The sequence below is a fragment of the Mucilaginibacter sp. JRF genome, from assembly GCF_015223065.1.
Lineage (GTDB): Bacteria > Bacteroidota > Bacteroidia > Sphingobacteriales > Sphingobacteriaceae > Mucilaginibacter.
Window position 1 is genome coordinate 1 of sequence record NZ_JADFBY010000013.1, and the last position, 16,643, is coordinate 16,643.

12 protein-coding genes are annotated in these 16,643 nt (G+C 43.2%); 6 read left to right on the forward strand and 6 right to left on the reverse strand.

Going from position 1 to position 16,643, the window contains the following annotated elements; all coding sequences use genetic code 11:
• Positions 1-106 precede the first annotated feature (106 nt).
• Entirely contained in the window at positions 107-277 is a 171-nt protein-coding gene (locus IM792_RS20210; RefSeq protein WP_194103735.1) for a hypothetical protein, read from the forward strand.
• A gap of 127 nt (positions 278-404) precedes the next feature.
• The gene (locus IM792_RS20215) at positions 405-1,775 is read left to right on the forward strand and encodes a dipeptidase (protein WP_194103736.1); all 1,371 of its coding nucleotides are present in this window, start codon (positions 405-407) and stop codon (positions 1,773-1,775) included.
• 61 nt (positions 1,776-1,836) lie between these two features.
• On the opposite strand, the gene IM792_RS20220 is transcribed toward IM792_RS20215, so the two are convergent.
• The 4 genes from IM792_RS20220 to IM792_RS20235 form a co-directional block, all read right to left on the reverse strand.
• Positions 1,837-2,283 carry a MarR family transcriptional regulator gene (locus IM792_RS20220; protein ID WP_194103737.1) on the reverse strand — a complete coding sequence of 149 codons (447 nt, stop codon included), beginning with the start codon at positions 2,281-2,283 and terminating at the stop codon, positions 1,837-1,839.
• Position 2,284: 1 nt separating this feature from the next.
• Entirely contained in the window at positions 2,285-2,707 is a 423-nt protein-coding gene (locus IM792_RS20225) for an EVE domain-containing protein (RefSeq protein ID WP_194103738.1), read from the reverse strand.
• Positions 2,707-3,078: a VOC family protein gene (locus tag IM792_RS20230; RefSeq protein WP_194103739.1), complete on the reverse strand. Its 372-nt coding sequence runs from the start codon at positions 3,076-3,078 to the stop codon at positions 2,707-2,709. The genes IM792_RS20225 and IM792_RS20230 overlap by 1 nt, the downstream gene beginning before the upstream one ends.
• A 104-nt stretch (positions 3,079-3,182) precedes the next feature.
• Complete coding sequence (locus IM792_RS20235) at positions 3,183-4,241, reverse strand: dipeptide epimerase (RefSeq protein ID WP_194103811.1); 1,059 nt, start codon at positions 4,239-4,241, stop codon at positions 3,183-3,185.
• Positions 4,242-4,482: 241 nt separating this feature from the next.
• On the opposite strand from IM792_RS20235, the gene IM792_RS20240 reads away from it, so the two are divergent.
• From IM792_RS20240 to IM792_RS20250, 3 genes are all read left to right on the forward strand, one after another.
• Positions 4,483-5,202 carry a DUF4290 domain-containing protein gene (locus tag IM792_RS20240; protein ID WP_194103740.1) on the forward strand — a complete coding sequence of 240 codons (720 nt, stop codon included), beginning with the start codon at positions 4,483-4,485 and terminating at the stop codon, positions 5,200-5,202.
• Between the two features lie 102 nt (positions 5,203-5,304).
• The gene (gene murA, locus IM792_RS20245; RefSeq protein ID WP_194103741.1) at positions 5,305-6,612 is read left to right on the forward strand and encodes a UDP-N-acetylglucosamine 1-carboxyvinyltransferase; all 1,308 of its coding nucleotides are present in this window, start codon (positions 5,305-5,307) and stop codon (positions 6,610-6,612) included.
• A gap of 151 nt (positions 6,613-6,763) precedes the next feature.
• A complete protein-coding gene (locus tag IM792_RS20250) occupies positions 6,764-8,320 on the forward strand; it encodes a glycosyltransferase family 39 protein (RefSeq protein ID WP_194103742.1) in 1,557 nt (518 codons plus the stop codon).
• 31 nt (positions 8,321-8,351) lie between these two features.
• On the opposite strand, the gene IM792_RS20255 is transcribed toward IM792_RS20250, so the two are convergent.
• A complete protein-coding gene (locus IM792_RS20255) occupies positions 8,352-9,713 on the reverse strand; it encodes a pyridoxal-phosphate dependent enzyme (RefSeq protein WP_194103743.1) in 1,362 nt (453 codons plus the stop codon).
• Positions 9,714-9,891: 178 nt separating this feature from the next.
• On the opposite strand from IM792_RS20255, the gene IM792_RS20260 reads away from it, so the two are divergent.
• Complete coding sequence (locus IM792_RS20260) at positions 9,892-15,741, forward strand: carboxypeptidase-like regulatory domain-containing protein (RefSeq protein WP_194103744.1); 5,850 nt, start codon at positions 9,892-9,894, stop codon at positions 15,739-15,741.
• Here IM792_RS20260 and IM792_RS20265 read toward each other — a convergent pair.
• Entirely contained in the window at positions 15,738-16,601 is an 864-nt protein-coding gene (locus tag IM792_RS20265) for an AMP nucleosidase (protein WP_194103745.1), read from the reverse strand. The two genes, IM792_RS20260 and IM792_RS20265, sit on opposite strands and share 4 nt — an antisense overlap.
• Between the last annotated feature and the right edge of the window lie 42 nt (positions 16,602-16,643).

A 16,643-nucleotide genomic window follows, 5' to 3' on the forward strand; every position in this document is an offset into this window, starting at 1 on the left:
AAGCTCTGCCGATGCTAAAGCCGGTGATAAAAAAGATGTTTCTTCTGCCGACTAATTACATATCGATCACAATACCTTTTATCTACATATACAATAAAAACAAACAATGAAAAAGTACATCATAGCCGCAGCCATCATATTAACATCAGGCATTACTGCATGGTCATTCAATAAAAAATCTGAAGTGGCATCTGAGCAAATTATCAAGATAGAGAAATCAACATCAACTGAGAAAGCTCCGGGTAACGCTGTTCGTGATATTTCAACTGCTGACTGATCTTGTTAATACCGATCAACCTGTACATATATTATATATACCGATGGCGCGACGCCATTGAGGCTAATTGAAAAACAACATGGTTTAAAAGCAACTTACGCTATATTTGCTGCAAATACATTTATTTATGTCATTCATAAAAAATTATGTTGCGCAGCATGAGCAGCGAATGCTTGATGAACTGTTTGACCTGTTGCGCTATCCATCTGTTAGCGCAGACCCGAAATATAAAGCCGACGTTTTAAAAACAGCCGAGTTTGTTGCAACTAAGCTGATTGAAGCCGGTGCCGAAAATGTAGAAGTATGCCAAACTGCCGGCTACCCTATTGTTTACGGTGAAAAAATTATTGATGCCGCCAAACCAACGGTTTTGGTTTACGGGCATTACGATGTGCAACCCCCGGACCCACTTGAACTGTGGGAAACTCCTCCATTTGAACCAACCATACGCGATGGTAAAATATTTGCCCGCGGCGCCTGCGATGACAAAGGCCAGTTTTACATGCACGTAAAAGCCTTTGAGCTGATGATGCAGACCAACAGCCTGCCCTGCAATATCAAATTTATGATAGAGGGTGAGGAAGAAGTAGGATCTGACAACCTGGGCGACTTTGTTAAGCAAAACAAGAATAAACTTAAGGCCGACGTGGTGCTGATATCAGATACGGCGATGATCAGCATGGAACACCCATCGCTTGAAACCGGTTTACGTGGCCTCTCATACCTCGAAGTTGAGGTTACCGGCCCTAACCGCGATCTGCATTCGGGTGTTTATGGTGGCGCTGTGGCCAACCCGGCAACCATTCTGACTAAAATGATAGCTTCTCTGCATGATGATAATAACCGCATTGCCATCCCCGGATTTTATGATGATGTAATAAACCTGAGCGATGCCGAACGTGATGCCCTGAACAGCGCGCCTTATGATGATGCTGAATACAAGGCCGACCTTGGCGTTAACGAGCTTTGGGGCGAAAACGGCTACTCAACCTTTGAGCGTACCGGCACCCGCCCTACCCTTGAGGTGAACGGCATTTGGGGCGGTTATATTGGCGAAGGTGCCAAAACCGTGCTGCCATCAAAAGCGAGCGCCAAAATATCAATGCGTTTGGTACCTAATCAGGGGTCGGCAAAGATCACTAAGCTATTTACCGATCACTTTTTGAGCATTGCCCCTCCATCAGTTAAAGTAAAGGTAACCCCGCATCATGGTGGCGAACCGGTGGTAACCCCTACTGATAGTGTGGCTTACAAGGCGGCACAACAAGCCATTGCCGAATCGTTCGGGAAAGAGCCTATACCAACTCGTGGCGGCGGCAGTATACCTATTGTAGCTTTATTTGAGGCCGAGCTTGGTATAAAAACAGTACTGATGGGTTTTGGCCTGGATAGCGACAACCTGCACTCGCCAAACGAAAAGTATGATATTGCCAACTATTTTAAAGGCATTGAAACCATACCGCTGTTTTATAAATATTTTGATGAATTGAGCAAATAAGCTCTCCTTATATAATTAACAAAGGCTCCTGATATATCGGGAGCCTTTGTTGTTCATAGCTTTATTCTATCAACATAATCAGTAAACTGTCGAATACCGGCTTATCTTTCACCACATTTTTAAAGAACGCGTCATCCACTTGCTGAACAATGTGATAAGCCTCTCTAAGAGTTTGTGTACCTTTATCAGTAATTTTTAATTGCTTGGCACGGCTATCGTCCGGGTCTTTTACTCTTTCAATGATGTGTTTTTTTTCTAAAGTAATTAAAACTTTAGAAGTCATCATTTTATCGGTATTAGCGTAATCAGCCAATTGTTGCTGGGTAACTGTTTGTTTTTTGCCTAACCAATAAATACCCGCCATTAAAGAGAATTGAGTTAGCGTGAGCCCTATTTTTCCTAATGCCCTGTTCATCTTTAACTGCCATTGCATGGTAACCTGCCAAAGTAAATAGCCGCTATTTTCTTCAGGTTCGATGTATGAGAATATTTGCGATTGTTGATCCATGTTACTTATCATGCATTTGTGATTCAATCAAATCAAAATCATGCTTATGTATCTCGAATAAACCTGTCCTGAAAATATAGCCCCACTTCTCTTTATTTTCAATAAATTCAAGACGGTTAATTAGCGGTCTGATTTCGGCTTCGTTACCTTCCAGGTATTCGGCTTTACGGCGATAGGGTTTAAAATTTGCTGAAACTTCATATTGAAAAATGTTATCGTCAGCTAATACCGCAAGAGCAACAAAACGTTGGCACAAATCCTTTTGCCCGTAAATTTCTTTTCCGGCATAAAATAAAATCTTATCCCCGGCGCTCATTCTCTTTAACGGGCCCTCTTTGCCATGGTTAACTTGTACTACACCTGCCTTAGCGCCATCAAGAGCATGATCTCGTGATGTTACCACTACCCAATATCTTGTTGCCATTAATCTTCTGTTGTTTCCTGTAGAGTAATTGCATAACCATCAGGATCAGATATAACCAGGATTCTTCCGAAAGGTGTTGGATGTATATCCTTAACAATAGTGATCTTACCTGCATTCTTCTCCAAAAATTTATCCAGGTTTCCTATTCCAAACCATACCGCCACTCCCCAACCAAGCAGATTGGCTTTTGAAAGTTCGATCATCGGTTTTCTGATAGCAAAAGCGGCTCCGTTCTTTTGCTCAAACACCATAGCATCAGGTGGAGATTTTAAAACCGGTTTAAAGTTTAATATCTCGGTATAAAATTTCCCGGATATTTCAAGATCAGATACTTGTAGTGAAACAAAACTAAGTTGTGTTGGATTTGACATAATTTTTATAATTTAGTAGTTGCGACTACTAAATTAAATCTTCTTTTCATCAAATCCTATTTCTCTCTAAAATTTGTTCAATGAATTATCTTAAATGACAAATGTTACTCTACCGTAAACCGTTCGCAATTCGCCAAAAAGCTTTCATCAGCATCGGCACCAATGCCGGGGGTGTCATCTATGTTTAAATAATAGCCATCGTATTTAACTCCGCCAACGCATGGGTCCGCAAGGTGGCCGAGCATGCAGGTGTCCATGTCGTAAAATTTGATGTTCGGGCTTGAATAGGCAAAGTGTAGCTTAGCGCTCAGGCCTATGCGGCTTTCGAGCATGCCGCCCATCATGCAGGGAGTATTTCGTTCGGCGGCGGTATCATGTATCTTTTTTGCTTCGAGCATTCCGCCCGATTTGGAGAACTTAATATTTACGTAATGGCACGATCCGCTTTCTATCTGCCTGCGGGCATCATGGTGGTTATACACACTTTCATCGGCCATTATTTTTACCGGAGATAGTTGCATCAGTTCGGGCAGGCGATCATCATACCAGGTACGCATGGGTTGTTCGCAGAACTCAATACCATACGGTGCAATGCCCGATAAGGCATAAATGGCATCATCAAAGCTCCATCCTTGGTTGGCATCAACACGAATGCGCATGGTATATCCTACCGCGTGTCGTATCTGCTTAATTCGCTCTACATCACTAACAGCATCTTTACCAAGCTTCACCTTTAATATAGTAGCGCCGGTGGCCTTAAAATGCTTGGCTTTTTGAGCCATAGCCTCGGGTGTGTTTATGCCGATGGTGATATCCGTTTCAATATCGCGCACTGCTCCGCCTAAAAACTTATACAATGGTAAACCAGCATGTTTGGCGGCAATATCATACAGCGCCATATCAAAGGCACTTTTTATGGTGGTGTTGCCGGCGGTAAAGCTATGCAGTTGTTGCATGCGTGCTTCAATATCAAGCGCATTCTGCCTTATCCATAACCGGGCAAATTCGCGCGCCATAACCAAACAGGTATCCTGCGTTTCACCTACGATCATGGGGAAAGCCGAGCACTCACCCACCCCGTAAAAACCGGCATCGGTATGTATACGGATAAAAACATTTTGGGCGTGATCCATAGTGCCCGTCGCGATGCTGAAGGGCTCCATGGGTATACTGAAACGATAGATATCTATCTTACTGATCAATAGCTGGTCTTTCAAAGTGGTAATGTTTATCTGCTAAAATAAAGTAATAAAATTCACAGCCAAATAAACTTGTTTGCACATTAACACATTTGCGTTATATTTGCGTTACTACAAGAAGAATTATTGATACAACTTGTCATTTTTAGTCCGGCTGCTGTTTAAGCGCTACGGGCTGCAATTAAATTTTCATTCATAATAATACATGGCTTTTACCACTTTGCCTGCCGAGTTTGATTATAACTCAACAAGGAATAAACTCATATTGTCTGAATATGGCCGTAATGTTCAGAACATGGTTAAATATATATGCAATTTGCCCAGCAAGGAGGAACGTAACCGCTACGCACAAGTGGTTATTGACCTGATGGGTTTTTTAAACCCTCACCTGCGCGATGTTGCCGACTTTAAACACAAACTTTGGGATCACCTGCACATTATATCTGACTATAAGATAGATGTTGACTCGCCATACCCGAAACCAACTCCGGAATCAATCCACATAAAACCACAGCCGCTTAACTACCCCAACCAGCGTATACGTGCCAAGCACTATGGCAAAACCATTGAGCTGATGATTGAGCGCGCCAAAGCTATTGAGGAGCCTGAGCGCAAACGCCACATGGTACAATCAATTGCCAACTTTATGAAGATGGCCTACGTACAGTGGAACAAAGATTCGGTATCTGACGAGATCATCCTTAACGATCTGGCCAGCATGTCGCGCGGAGAGTTGAAACTTGATGACAACATCAACCTTAACAAAGTTGAATACCGTACCAACCCGATTAACAATCAAAATGCACGCGGCAAAAGCAACAACCAAAACAACCGTGGCCGTAGCAATAACAACAGTGGCGGCGGCCCGCGCAACAACAACCAAAACAACCGCAATCGCAATAATAGCGGCGGTCGCAAATATTAAGCGCTAAAACTTCAGTCTTTTTTTATTTTTGAACCGAGAAAACTTTTTAAGGGTGGGCAAGGTATTAACCTTGCCATACCTGTTTATTACCAACACTAATTTATGAAGAACGCATTTGAAATAATTGGCGGCAAAAAACTTAAAGGCGAAATTGTACCGCAGGGCGCAAAGAACGAGTCGCTGCAAATAATTTCGGCCGTACTTTTAACGGAAGAAAAAGTTACCATAAGCAACATCCCTGATATTGTGGATGTTAATAAGCTGATAGAATTACTGGGCGATATGGGTGTTACCATTGAGCGCCTGTCTGAAGATACTTATACATTCGAGGCCAGGAATATCGATCTGAACTTCTTTCAGTCAGATACCTTTAAGGCTAAGGGCGGCAGTCTTCGCGGCTCTATCATGATTGTAGGCCCGTTATTGGCCCGCTTTGGCAAGGCGGCCATCCCGAAACCGGGTGGCGATAAAATTGGCCGTCGCCGTTTGGATACCCACTTCCTGGGTTTTGAAAAACTGGGCGCGCGCTTTAACTACGATACTACCGAAGAATTCTTTAACGTTGATGCATCAAACCTGCAAGGCACTTACATATTGCTTGATGAGGCATCAGTAACCGGTACCGCCAACATAGTAATGGCTGCCGTATTAGCCAAAGGCACCACCACTATTTACAACGCCGCCTGCGAGCCTTACCTGCAACAGCTGTGTAAAATGCTTAACCGAATGGGCGCTAAAATTAGCGGCATAGGCTCAAACCTGCTTACCATTGAAGGTGTTGAGCGTTTGGGTGGTACCGAGCACCGCATGTTGCCCGATATGATCGAGATAGGCTCGTTCATTGGTTTGGCTGCCATGACAGGCTCTGAGATCACCATTAAGGATGTTCATTATAAAGAGTTGGGTATTATACCCGAAGTATTTAAACGCCTGGGTATTAAAATGGAGCTGCGTGGCGATGATATATTTATCCCCGAGCAGGATCATTACGAGATAGATACCTTTATTGATGGATCGATACTTACCGTTGCCGATGCACCCTGGCCAGGCTTTACCCCCGATCTGTTGAGCATTGTATTGGTAGTAGCTACACAAGCGAAAGGATCAGTATTAATACATCAAAAAATGTTTGAGAGTCGCTTGTTCTTTGTGGACAAGCTGCTGGATATGGGCGCTAACATCATCCTGTGCGATCCGCACCGTGCTACCGTTATTGGTTTAGATAAACGCATACAACTGCGTGGTATCTCCATGACCTCGCCTGATATTCGTGCCGGGGTATCATTATTGATCGCGGCATTATCGGCAAAAGGTAAATCAACCATTTACAACATTGAACAAATTGAGCGTGGCTACCAGCATATTGATAAAAGGCTGATAGCATTAGGCGCTGATATAAAACGCATATAACATAACCGACTAATTAGGTTATAACGAGGGCTGAGCTGTTGATTGAAGGGATGATGGATAACCTACCCCGACAGTCGGCAAGTTCAGCCCTTTATTATTTGGTAAATAGCGAACTTAAATATTAACTTTATCAAACCAGTTTTAACCACGCATGATCTACAGGAATAAGCGGGCCGAGTATCACAAGTTTGTGCTGATATTTGTGCTCGTTAAGGTAGTGCTTAATTTAATAGCCATCTCAAACTTCGGTTTTCACCGGGACGAATTGCTGCACCTTGCCCTGGCAGATCACCTTGATTGGGGCTTTAAGGAAGTACCACCCTTTATTGCCCTGCTGGCTAAAATTTCGTTAACCGTTTTTGGCGATTCGGTATTCGCGTCGCGCCTGTTTACAACCGTGGCCAGCGGCATCATCATCTGGCTAACAGGCATGATCACCATTGAATTGGGTGGGCGTAAGTTTGCCATTGCCATTGCCTGCCTGTCCATGATATTCGCCCCTGCTTTCGCGGCCAGCGGCTACTTGTTTCAACCCGTAGTGTTCGATCAATTGTGGTGGGTGCTGGCAACCTGGTGCATAGTGAGGTATGTAAATACATCGTCGGTAGTATTTTTGTATGGCTTCGGCTTAACTGCCGGCGTGGGTATGCTTACCAAATACACCATGGCCTTTTATGCCGTTGCCCTTGTACTGGGGGTGCTTATAAGCAAGCAACGCCGTGTACTTTTCACCAAACATACCATTGGCGCCGCCCTTGCCGGTTTCGTTGTATTTTTGCCTAACCTGATATGGCAATGGCAGCACAACTTCCCGGTGTTGCACCACATGGCCGAACTGCGCGCCACCCAGCTGGAACATATTAAGGCCGGCGATTTTATTATGCAACAGCTTATGGTTAACGGCATTGCCTTATTTGTATGGATTATAGGCTTCGTATTTTTGTTAGCATCATTCAGGCTGCGTAAGTACCAGTTTTTGGCATTTGCTTACGTTATCATCTTTATATTTTTAGTGCAGATGAACGGCAAGAGCTATTACCTGTTCGGCGCGTACCCTATGCTTTTCGCAGCGGGAGGTTGCGGGTTCGATCGTTTATTTAAAACGGCGGGCAATCCATTGCGTGCGGCGGCCATTGTGCTGGTTACCGCGCCTAACCTGTTACTTTTACCTATGGTATTACCACTGCTACCGTTGCCACAAACGGTTACAGCCATAAAATACACACAGGCTATGGTACCCGGTCTTGACTTTATTACCCGTTGGGAAGATCAGCGACAGCATGCTACCACGCAGGATTATGCCGACATGCTGGGCTGGGATGAAATGGCCGAACTAACCGCCAAAGCCTATCACGGCCTGAGCGAACAAGCCCAAACCCAAACCCGCATATTTGCCGAAAATTACGGACAAGCAGGTGCCATCAGCGTATTTGGCAAACGACTTAACCTACCGCCCGTAGTATGCCTCAACAGCAGCTTTTCACTTTGGGCGCCCGATAGCCTGGTACCCAAATACCTTATTTACATTGCCGAGGATGAAGATGGCGTGAAAGAACTACAGCCTTTTATTGAGCGCTATGTTAAAATAGGCACAATCAATAATCCGCTGGCGAGAGAGAAAGGTTCGGGGGTGTATTTGCTGTATAACCCGCTGCCATCGCTAAACCAACGCTATCAAAAAGAGCTTGCTGAGTTGCGGAAGCAGTAAAAATATACCGATTGAATCCGCATTCTCCCCCTTACGCTGATATCGCGTTTATAATATCATACTGCGTAATAATCTCGGCGTTGCCTTGCTCGTCGGTTACTAATACGGCTATGTTATCCTTGTTGATCATGGATGAAATGCGGTCTATCGAAGTATTCAGATCAACATAAGGGAATGGCGCGGTGGTGATATTTTTTACCGGTTGCGATTTTAGTCCGGGGCTTTCAAGCAGCGCATCCAGAATATCACTCTCGGTTACCTTACCTATGATGTTACCATGCTGGGTAACCGGTATTTGCGATATATTAAGCGTTTTGATGGTGTTGATAGCCTCAATAACTGTTTTTTCATGGTCAATGGTGATGATTTCGGCACTCTCTTTTTTGCTGATAATGTCACGGGCGGTAAGTTTATCATCCTTCAGGAAACCACGGTCACGCAACCAGTCGTCGCTGTACATTTTACCCATATAGCGCGAGCCATGATCAGGGAAAACTACCACCACAATATCGCCCTCCTTAAACCTGTCCTTCATCTGCAACACACCCGCCACGGCCGAGCCTGTTGAGTTACCGGCAAATATGCCTTCCTTGCGGGCTATTTCACGGGTCATGAGGGCGGCATCCTTATCGGTTACTTTCTCAAAGTGGTCTATCAGGCTAAAGTCAACGTTTTGCGGTAAAAAGTCTTCGCCAATGCCTTCGGTTATATATGGGTATATCTCATTCTTGTCAAAAATGCCGGTTTCCTTGTATTTTTTAAATACTGAGCCGTAGGTATCAATACCCAGCACCTGAATGTTCGGGTTCTTTTCTTTTAGAAAACGCGCCGTGCCCGATATGGTACCACCGGTACCCACCCCTATTACCAGGTGGGTTATTTTACCCTCGGTTTGCTCCCATATCTCCGGACCGGTTTGCTCGTAATGCGCCTGCGAATTCGACAGGTTATCATACTGGTTAGGCTTCCACGAGTTGGGCACTTCCCGCTCCAGGCGAGATGACACCGAGTAATACGAACGCGGATCTTCCGGATCAACATTGGTAGGGCAAACAATCACCTCAGCACCAAAAGCACGCAGGGCATCAAATTTTTCCTTTGATTGCTTATCGGTACTGGTAAAAATACATTTGTAGCCCTTGATAACAGCCGCTATGGCCAGGCCCATGCCTGTATTGCCCGATGTACCTTCAATAATAGTTCCGCCGGGTTTAAGCTTGCCGCTGGCTTCGGCATCCTCTATCATCTTGAGCGCCATCCTGTCCTTAATTGAATTACCGGGGTTGGTGGTTTCAATTTTAGCCAAAACGGTTGCCGGTATATCTTTCACAATTTTGTTGAGTTTTACCAGCGGCGTGTTACCAATAGTTTCGAGGATGTTGTTATACCACATAAAAGGCGTTTTCTATTTTTTGTATAGCAAAGCTATAGATTTTATCAGATTTAACTAAAACAAATTCCCGCTTATTGCAGGAATACCTGTTTAACAAACCCTGGCGGCCATATTTAGTTTCAAACTAATGGTTACAAATACTATATTTAACCACAGTACCACGAGCCTGATCTCACAAATGAAAAAACTCGCCTTATTACTATTATGCCTGCTAAGCCTTAATGGTTTCGCGCAGCAAAAGCTTACCAAAAGCATCACCAACAGCCCCTATACTTATTTTTACAAGATAAGTGATACCGACCTGCTGAAACTTTACCAGGACCCTGATGAGGATATAACGGATGATATGCTTAAACAAAAGGTGGATTCGGTTTTAACCAAACATCAGGTACAGTACATCCCCAAAATCGGTTTTGGTAATTACGCGAAGGTTTACGCCAATGAGAACAAGCTGATGTTCAACCTGATTGAAAACAGGAATGTAGCCATGCAGTTGGTCCGTCAGGATAAACACATTGAGTTTATTTTAACTGATAAAAGCGGCGATGCTATAACTGATGCCATAGCAACCAACAATGGTAAAAGTGTAAACTACAGCAAGGGTGACGGCATCTACACCTTTAGTGCATCAAAACGAAATGTGGTGAAAGTGGTATATAAAGGGGTAACTAACTTTTACAGCTATAATAAAATTGAGCGTGATAGGCCTTTCTTTTTAACACAATGGTTTAAAAAACTTTTTGCTAAAAAAAACCATGAGGAGTATAACAACGATGACCAATATGCTGATTACCCCGGCTTTTTGATACTTAATAAACCAAAATACAAACCCGGTGATACCGTAAGGTTAAAAGCATTTATAGCCGATAAAAAAACAAAGAAACCACTTAAAAACAAGCCGGTATTGGTGCGTTTAATAGATAGATATCGTAATGACGATTTTAAAACACTGGCAACTATCAACAGCTATCGGCCGGGTATGTATGAGTATAGTTTTGTTTTGACAGATAGCTTAGATCTTGATCTGGATGACACCTATCGCATATTACTCACCGACACCAAAAAAATGCACCCAAAGGATAATGACGAAGATGACGATGACGAAGATTTAGAGGAAAGCGAAAAGAATTACCTGCAATTTGTAAGCAATAAGTTTGATTATGAGGAGTACGAGCTCAAAGCCATCAACTTTGAAATGCGTACTGATAAAAGCATCCATCTTACAGGAGATACCCTGAATATTTACCTTAAGGCGGAAGATGAAAACGGGTTACCCGTACCCGATGGCCGTGTTGACCTGCTGGTAAAAACCGGCTCTATCAAAAACTATAAAGGCGACCATGTTTTTGTGCCCGATACCTTATGGAGGCATACGGTACAACTTGATCCGCTGGGCGAAACTAAGGTTACACTGCCCGACTCGATATTTCCGGCGGCAAGCCTTTCGTATGATATACAAGCTGATTTTCTGAATTCATCAAACGAGCACCGCTCCCAATGGAAATTTGTGGAATACAAAGCTGATAACTATCGCATAAGTACAAAACTTACCGGCGATACACTCAAAATAGATAGTTACATACGTGGTAAAAAACAACCGTTTAAAGCTACTTTATACAGCATCAGCAACACAGATACACTTAAAAAACAGTTGATCACGTTACCCACATACACATTGATCGACCCAAAGATCAGCCATTATTTTATACAGGCCGATAGCGCCCAAAATACTTTTGACCTAAGTAAAGAAGATAGTGGCATAAAAATAACAGGCGAGCGCACGACCGACTCGGCAAAAATGAATGTAGAAAGCAAACGAAAGATACATTTCTGGTACAGCCTCTACCTGGATAATAAACTGATAGAGCGAGGTGAAGCCGATTCGCTTAATTATAATAAACAGATCAGATCAAAGGCCAACATTACCGTTTTTGCTTACTATATATGGGCCGGTCGGTTACGGAAATACAGCCAAACATACGCTAATTATGACGGTTCCCTAAAAATTGATGTACAGCAACCTATCGCCATCTTCCCCGGTCAAAAGGTAACTACTGAACTTACCGTTACTGATAACAATAACAAACCAGTTGCCAATGCAGACATAACAGCATGGTCGCTCACCTCAAAGTTTGAAGAATACAATGCACCGTCGGTACCTTATTTTGGCACATTTGGTAAAATACCCAAGGTTCAAACACTATATCAGAATCAACCTTTAGAGATCAGCGAAAGTATGAAGCTTAACTGGAAACGCTGGAGCCGAGAGATGGGGTTGGACAGTATTGAGTACTATCATTTTACCCACCCCGATACTACTTATAGTATTACCGAAAGCGCGCCAGATAATATCACTCAAATAGCCCCCTTTGTGGTGTATAAGGGAGCTATTATTCCGGTACACATACTTTATATTGATAATGTACCGGTACACTTTTCGCAAACAGAGGATTTGAAAAGGTATAGTTTCAGGGTTGATTCGGGCATGCACGATATCAGGATGCGTACTAATAAAATGGATATTGAGGTGAAGGATGTGGTCATAAAACATGGCATGAAAAATATTTTCAGTATCAATGCCGATACAACCATCAAACGATTTGATATCAGCATGAAAAACATGCCCGATACCTTGTTACGTGATGAAAAACGAACGCTGAACAATTATCTGATAAGCATTGAGAATACCTTTGAAATGCAATTAGCCACGCTGCAACAAGGAGAACGATTGTATTTACTTAACCCACAAACAACCGGCATTAATCGTTCAAAAATATTAACCGGACCAATATCGCCCAACCTGGCTACATATAAGGTAAAGGGCAATGCTGATCAAATCTTTATGGCCGAAACGGGGTATGATTATACCTTTTTACCTGGTTTGTTAAAGCAAAAAAGCTTTGATGACCATCCTTATTACAAATATTTAAACATCGGCAACTACAACAATAATTATACTGACTTTGTATTAACTCCTGCCGCTGCTGATACGATATGGCAAAACTATCTGGATGAGCGCAGCAGAACCCAGCCCTTGTTTCAAAACCTCAATATAAACAATAAAAACATCGGCAACTTAACCATCAGCATAAGTAATAAGGATAAGTACTTCATAAAAAATATCATTCTGTTCCGAAATGATGATCTTGATTTTTTAGAAGTATATCAGGGAGATGCATCTAATTTCAGGCGATTATTAGCCGGAAAAATCCGCATGGTGTTCTTGCTGAAGAACAATGAATATCATATAGAGGAGAACATCAATATAAAACCTGATGGCACAAACTTTTATGCCATTACACTAAAACCTCGCAAGCGCGATTCGGTAAGTATAAAGATCAATGAGGTTATACAAAAACGGTCGGACGACCATAATAATAACGACAGGGAAATTAAGAGTGATGCACTCACCATAAAGGAATCATTTAACGAAAAATATCTGGATGACAGCGGTTTTACTAATGTAATTACCGGAACTATAATTTCTGCCAATGATAAGCTGCCGCTGCCGGGTGTAAGTGTGTTATTAAAAGGCACTAAACATGGAATAACAACCGATGCAAAAGGCAATTTTAAATTAAAAGTACCCGATAAAGGTAAAATAATAGTGGCATCTATTGGCTTTATTACAGAGGAGTTTATTATACGGTCGGGTGAGAACTATTTTATATCATTAAATGCGGCTTCGCATCAATTAAACGAGGTTGTAGTAGTGGGTTATGGGTCACAAAAAAGAATGAATGCTACCGGTGCTGTAAGTAGTATTAAAACTGCCAATTTATCGTATAATCTTGCTGGTCGTGTTGCCGGTTTATCTATAACCCAAGGTACGCCCGGGAGTACATACAGTATACACATTAGAGGCAACAGATCTTTAATCGGCGGTGATGCGCTTGTAGTAATTGACGGGATCGTAGTAACACAGTCTGTATTTAAAAGCTTAAGTCCCGAAGATATTGCAGATATCTCTGTATTAAAAGATGCTGCTGCTACAGCCATTTATGGTAGCCGTGCTGCTAATGGGGTAATCATAATTACCACCAAAAAGAAACAAGCTGCCGATGAGGCTGAGGCTAATGCTGTAGCGCAAAACGGTGGCAATACCCTGCGTAAAAACTTTAACGATTATGCCTATTGGCAACCCCGTTTAACTACCGATGCCAATGGTAAGGCCAGCTTTACCACTGTTTTTCCGGATGATATAACCAAGTGGCGTACCTTTTTTATTGGTGTGAGCAATAAAATGGAAACCGCTTTAACCGAGGGTGGCATTAAAGCCTTTAAACCGGTTAGCGCGGCCATGATAGCACCCCAGTTTGCCGTTGAGGGCGATAAGATGAACGTTATAGGCAAGGTGATGAATTACAACACTACCCCGGTTAAGCTGCAACGTACCTTTAAATACAATGGCACACAGCTAAAACAGGATTCGCTTAACGTAAGTAATTCAAAGATAGATACGCTGGCCATCACTGCATCGGCAACTGACAGCCTTACATTTGAGTACGCTATAAAACGCGATAATGGCTATGGCGATGGTGAACAACGCAAAATACCGGTTGTAAAACAGGGAGTGCAGGAAACCAAGGGTATATTCGAGGTGCTGCGTGGCGATACCAGCATGAGCATTAAGTTTGATGCCGCGTTAGGCAAGGTAACCTTCCGTGCCGAGGCATCGGCCCTGCCAACGCTGATCGAGGAAACTGATAAACTGCGCGAATACCGCTACCTGTGTAATGAGCAGTTAGCCTCAAAACTAAAAGGTTTATTAGGCGAAAAGCGTATTAAAGGTTATTTGAAACAACCATTTACACACGACAAGAACATACTCGACATACTCAAAAAACTGAACGAAAATCGTAAAGGTAGCGGCCTTTGGGGTTGGTGGAAAGAGAGCGATGAGGAGATATGGATAAGCAGGCATGTGATTGAAGCCTTGCTTGATGCGCAAGCTGAAAAATATACTGTTAACCTTGATAAGCAAAAGATAACCACATATTTAATTGATCAGTTGGAGCGCTACAACGGTTATGATAAACTTAACGCTATTGAACTGCTGCTTAAACTGGAAGCCAAAGCCGACTACAAGAAATATATTGCCGCCATCCAAAAGGAGCAATCGGCCATGAAACATTTATCGGATTATAATAAATACCGTTTAATACTGATTCAGCAAAAGGCCGGTTTACCTGCCAATGTTAATCCGTTGCTGAGCAGTAAAAAAAGCACCATGTTCGGCAACGTTTATTGGGGCGATAATGTTAACAGTTACAGCTTTTTTGACAACTCGGTACAGTTAAGCATACTGGCTTACCAGATATTGAAAAACTCGGGCAAGCAACAGCCAATGCTCGACAGGATAACGGGTTACCTGCTTGAGCAACGCCGTGATGGTGGCTGGCGCAATACCTACGAGTCATCATTGATATTGGAAACCGTTTTGCCTGATCTGATGAAAGATCAGGACGGGCTTAAACCATCGCAACTGGTATTAACAGGTGGCAAAAATGAAACGGTGAGTACCTTCCCCTACTCGGCTACGTTTGATAGCCAGGCGCTAAACATCAGCAAAAAAGGCACGCTGCCTGTTTATATTACCGGCTACCAGCAATACTGGAACAGCAAACCCGAAAAGGTAAGCAAGGATTTTACCGTAACCACCTGGTTTGAAAACAATGGCAACAAAACAACCGGTTTAAAAGGCGGCAAAAAGGTAAAACTAATAGCTGATGTTACCGCCCGTGCCGATGGCGAATTTGTAATGATAGAGATACCTATCCCGGCCGGATGCTCGTATGAAAGCAAGGAGCAATCGTGGCGTAATAACGAGATACACCGCGAATACTTTAAAGAGAAGGTTAGCATCTTTTGCCGCAAGCTTAAACAGGGGCAATACAAATTTGAGGTTGAACTGATGCCCCGCTATGATGGGGAATACACCCTTAACCCGGCAAAGGCCGAGCTGATGTATTTCCCTGTGTTTTATGGCCGCGAGGGCCTCAAGAAAGTGAGCATCGGCGGTAATTAAAACCGCAGGTGCTTAACGGTTAGCCCGTTGTTGATGAGTTGTTTTAACGATTCGATACCTATTTTAAGGTGCGTTTCCACATAGCCTTCGGTAACTTTCGAGTCGCTTTCGCTGGTTTTAACACCCTCTGGAATCATTGGCTGATCTGATACTAACAGCAGCGCGCCAGTAGGTATCTTGTTAGCGAAGCCGGTTACAAACACGGTAGCGGTTTCCATATCAACGGCCATGGCGCGCAGTTTTTTGAGGTAGGCCTTAAACTCTTTATCGTGCTCCCAAACACGGCGGTTGGTGGTGTAACAGGTGCCTGTCCAGTAATCAAGCGACATATCGCGTATGGTAGTCGATATGGCTTTTTGCAGCGCGAACGATGGCAATGCCGGTACTTCGGCAGGCATATAATCATCTGATGTACCCTCGCCCCTTATGGCGGCTATCGGCAGTATCAAATCGCCTACGTTGTTCTTCTTTTTTAAACCTCCGCATTTGCCTAAAAAAATAACGGCTTTAGGCTTAATGGCCGTAAGCAAGTCCATCACGGTAGCTGCAACCGGGCTGCCCATACCAAAGTTAATGATGGTGATGTTACCGGCGGTAACACTTTGCATCGGTTTTTCAAGACCCATAACCGGTGCGTCATCATTCCATTGCGAAAACAGCTGTATGTACTTTGAAAAGTTGGTGAGAATAATGTACTGCCCAAACTGATCTAAGGGGCGGCCCGTATAGCGCGGCAACCAGTTATCTACAATGGCCTGCTTGGTTTTTAAACCGCGGCGTATAGGCGTTTGTACCTCTTTTACCTTTTTAGCGTTCTCTACAATGTCTTCGTCTTTTTTTACTACGGTTTCTTCATTCATATATATTTCTCCTTTGTTAATTACTTATTTGATTACACCGAT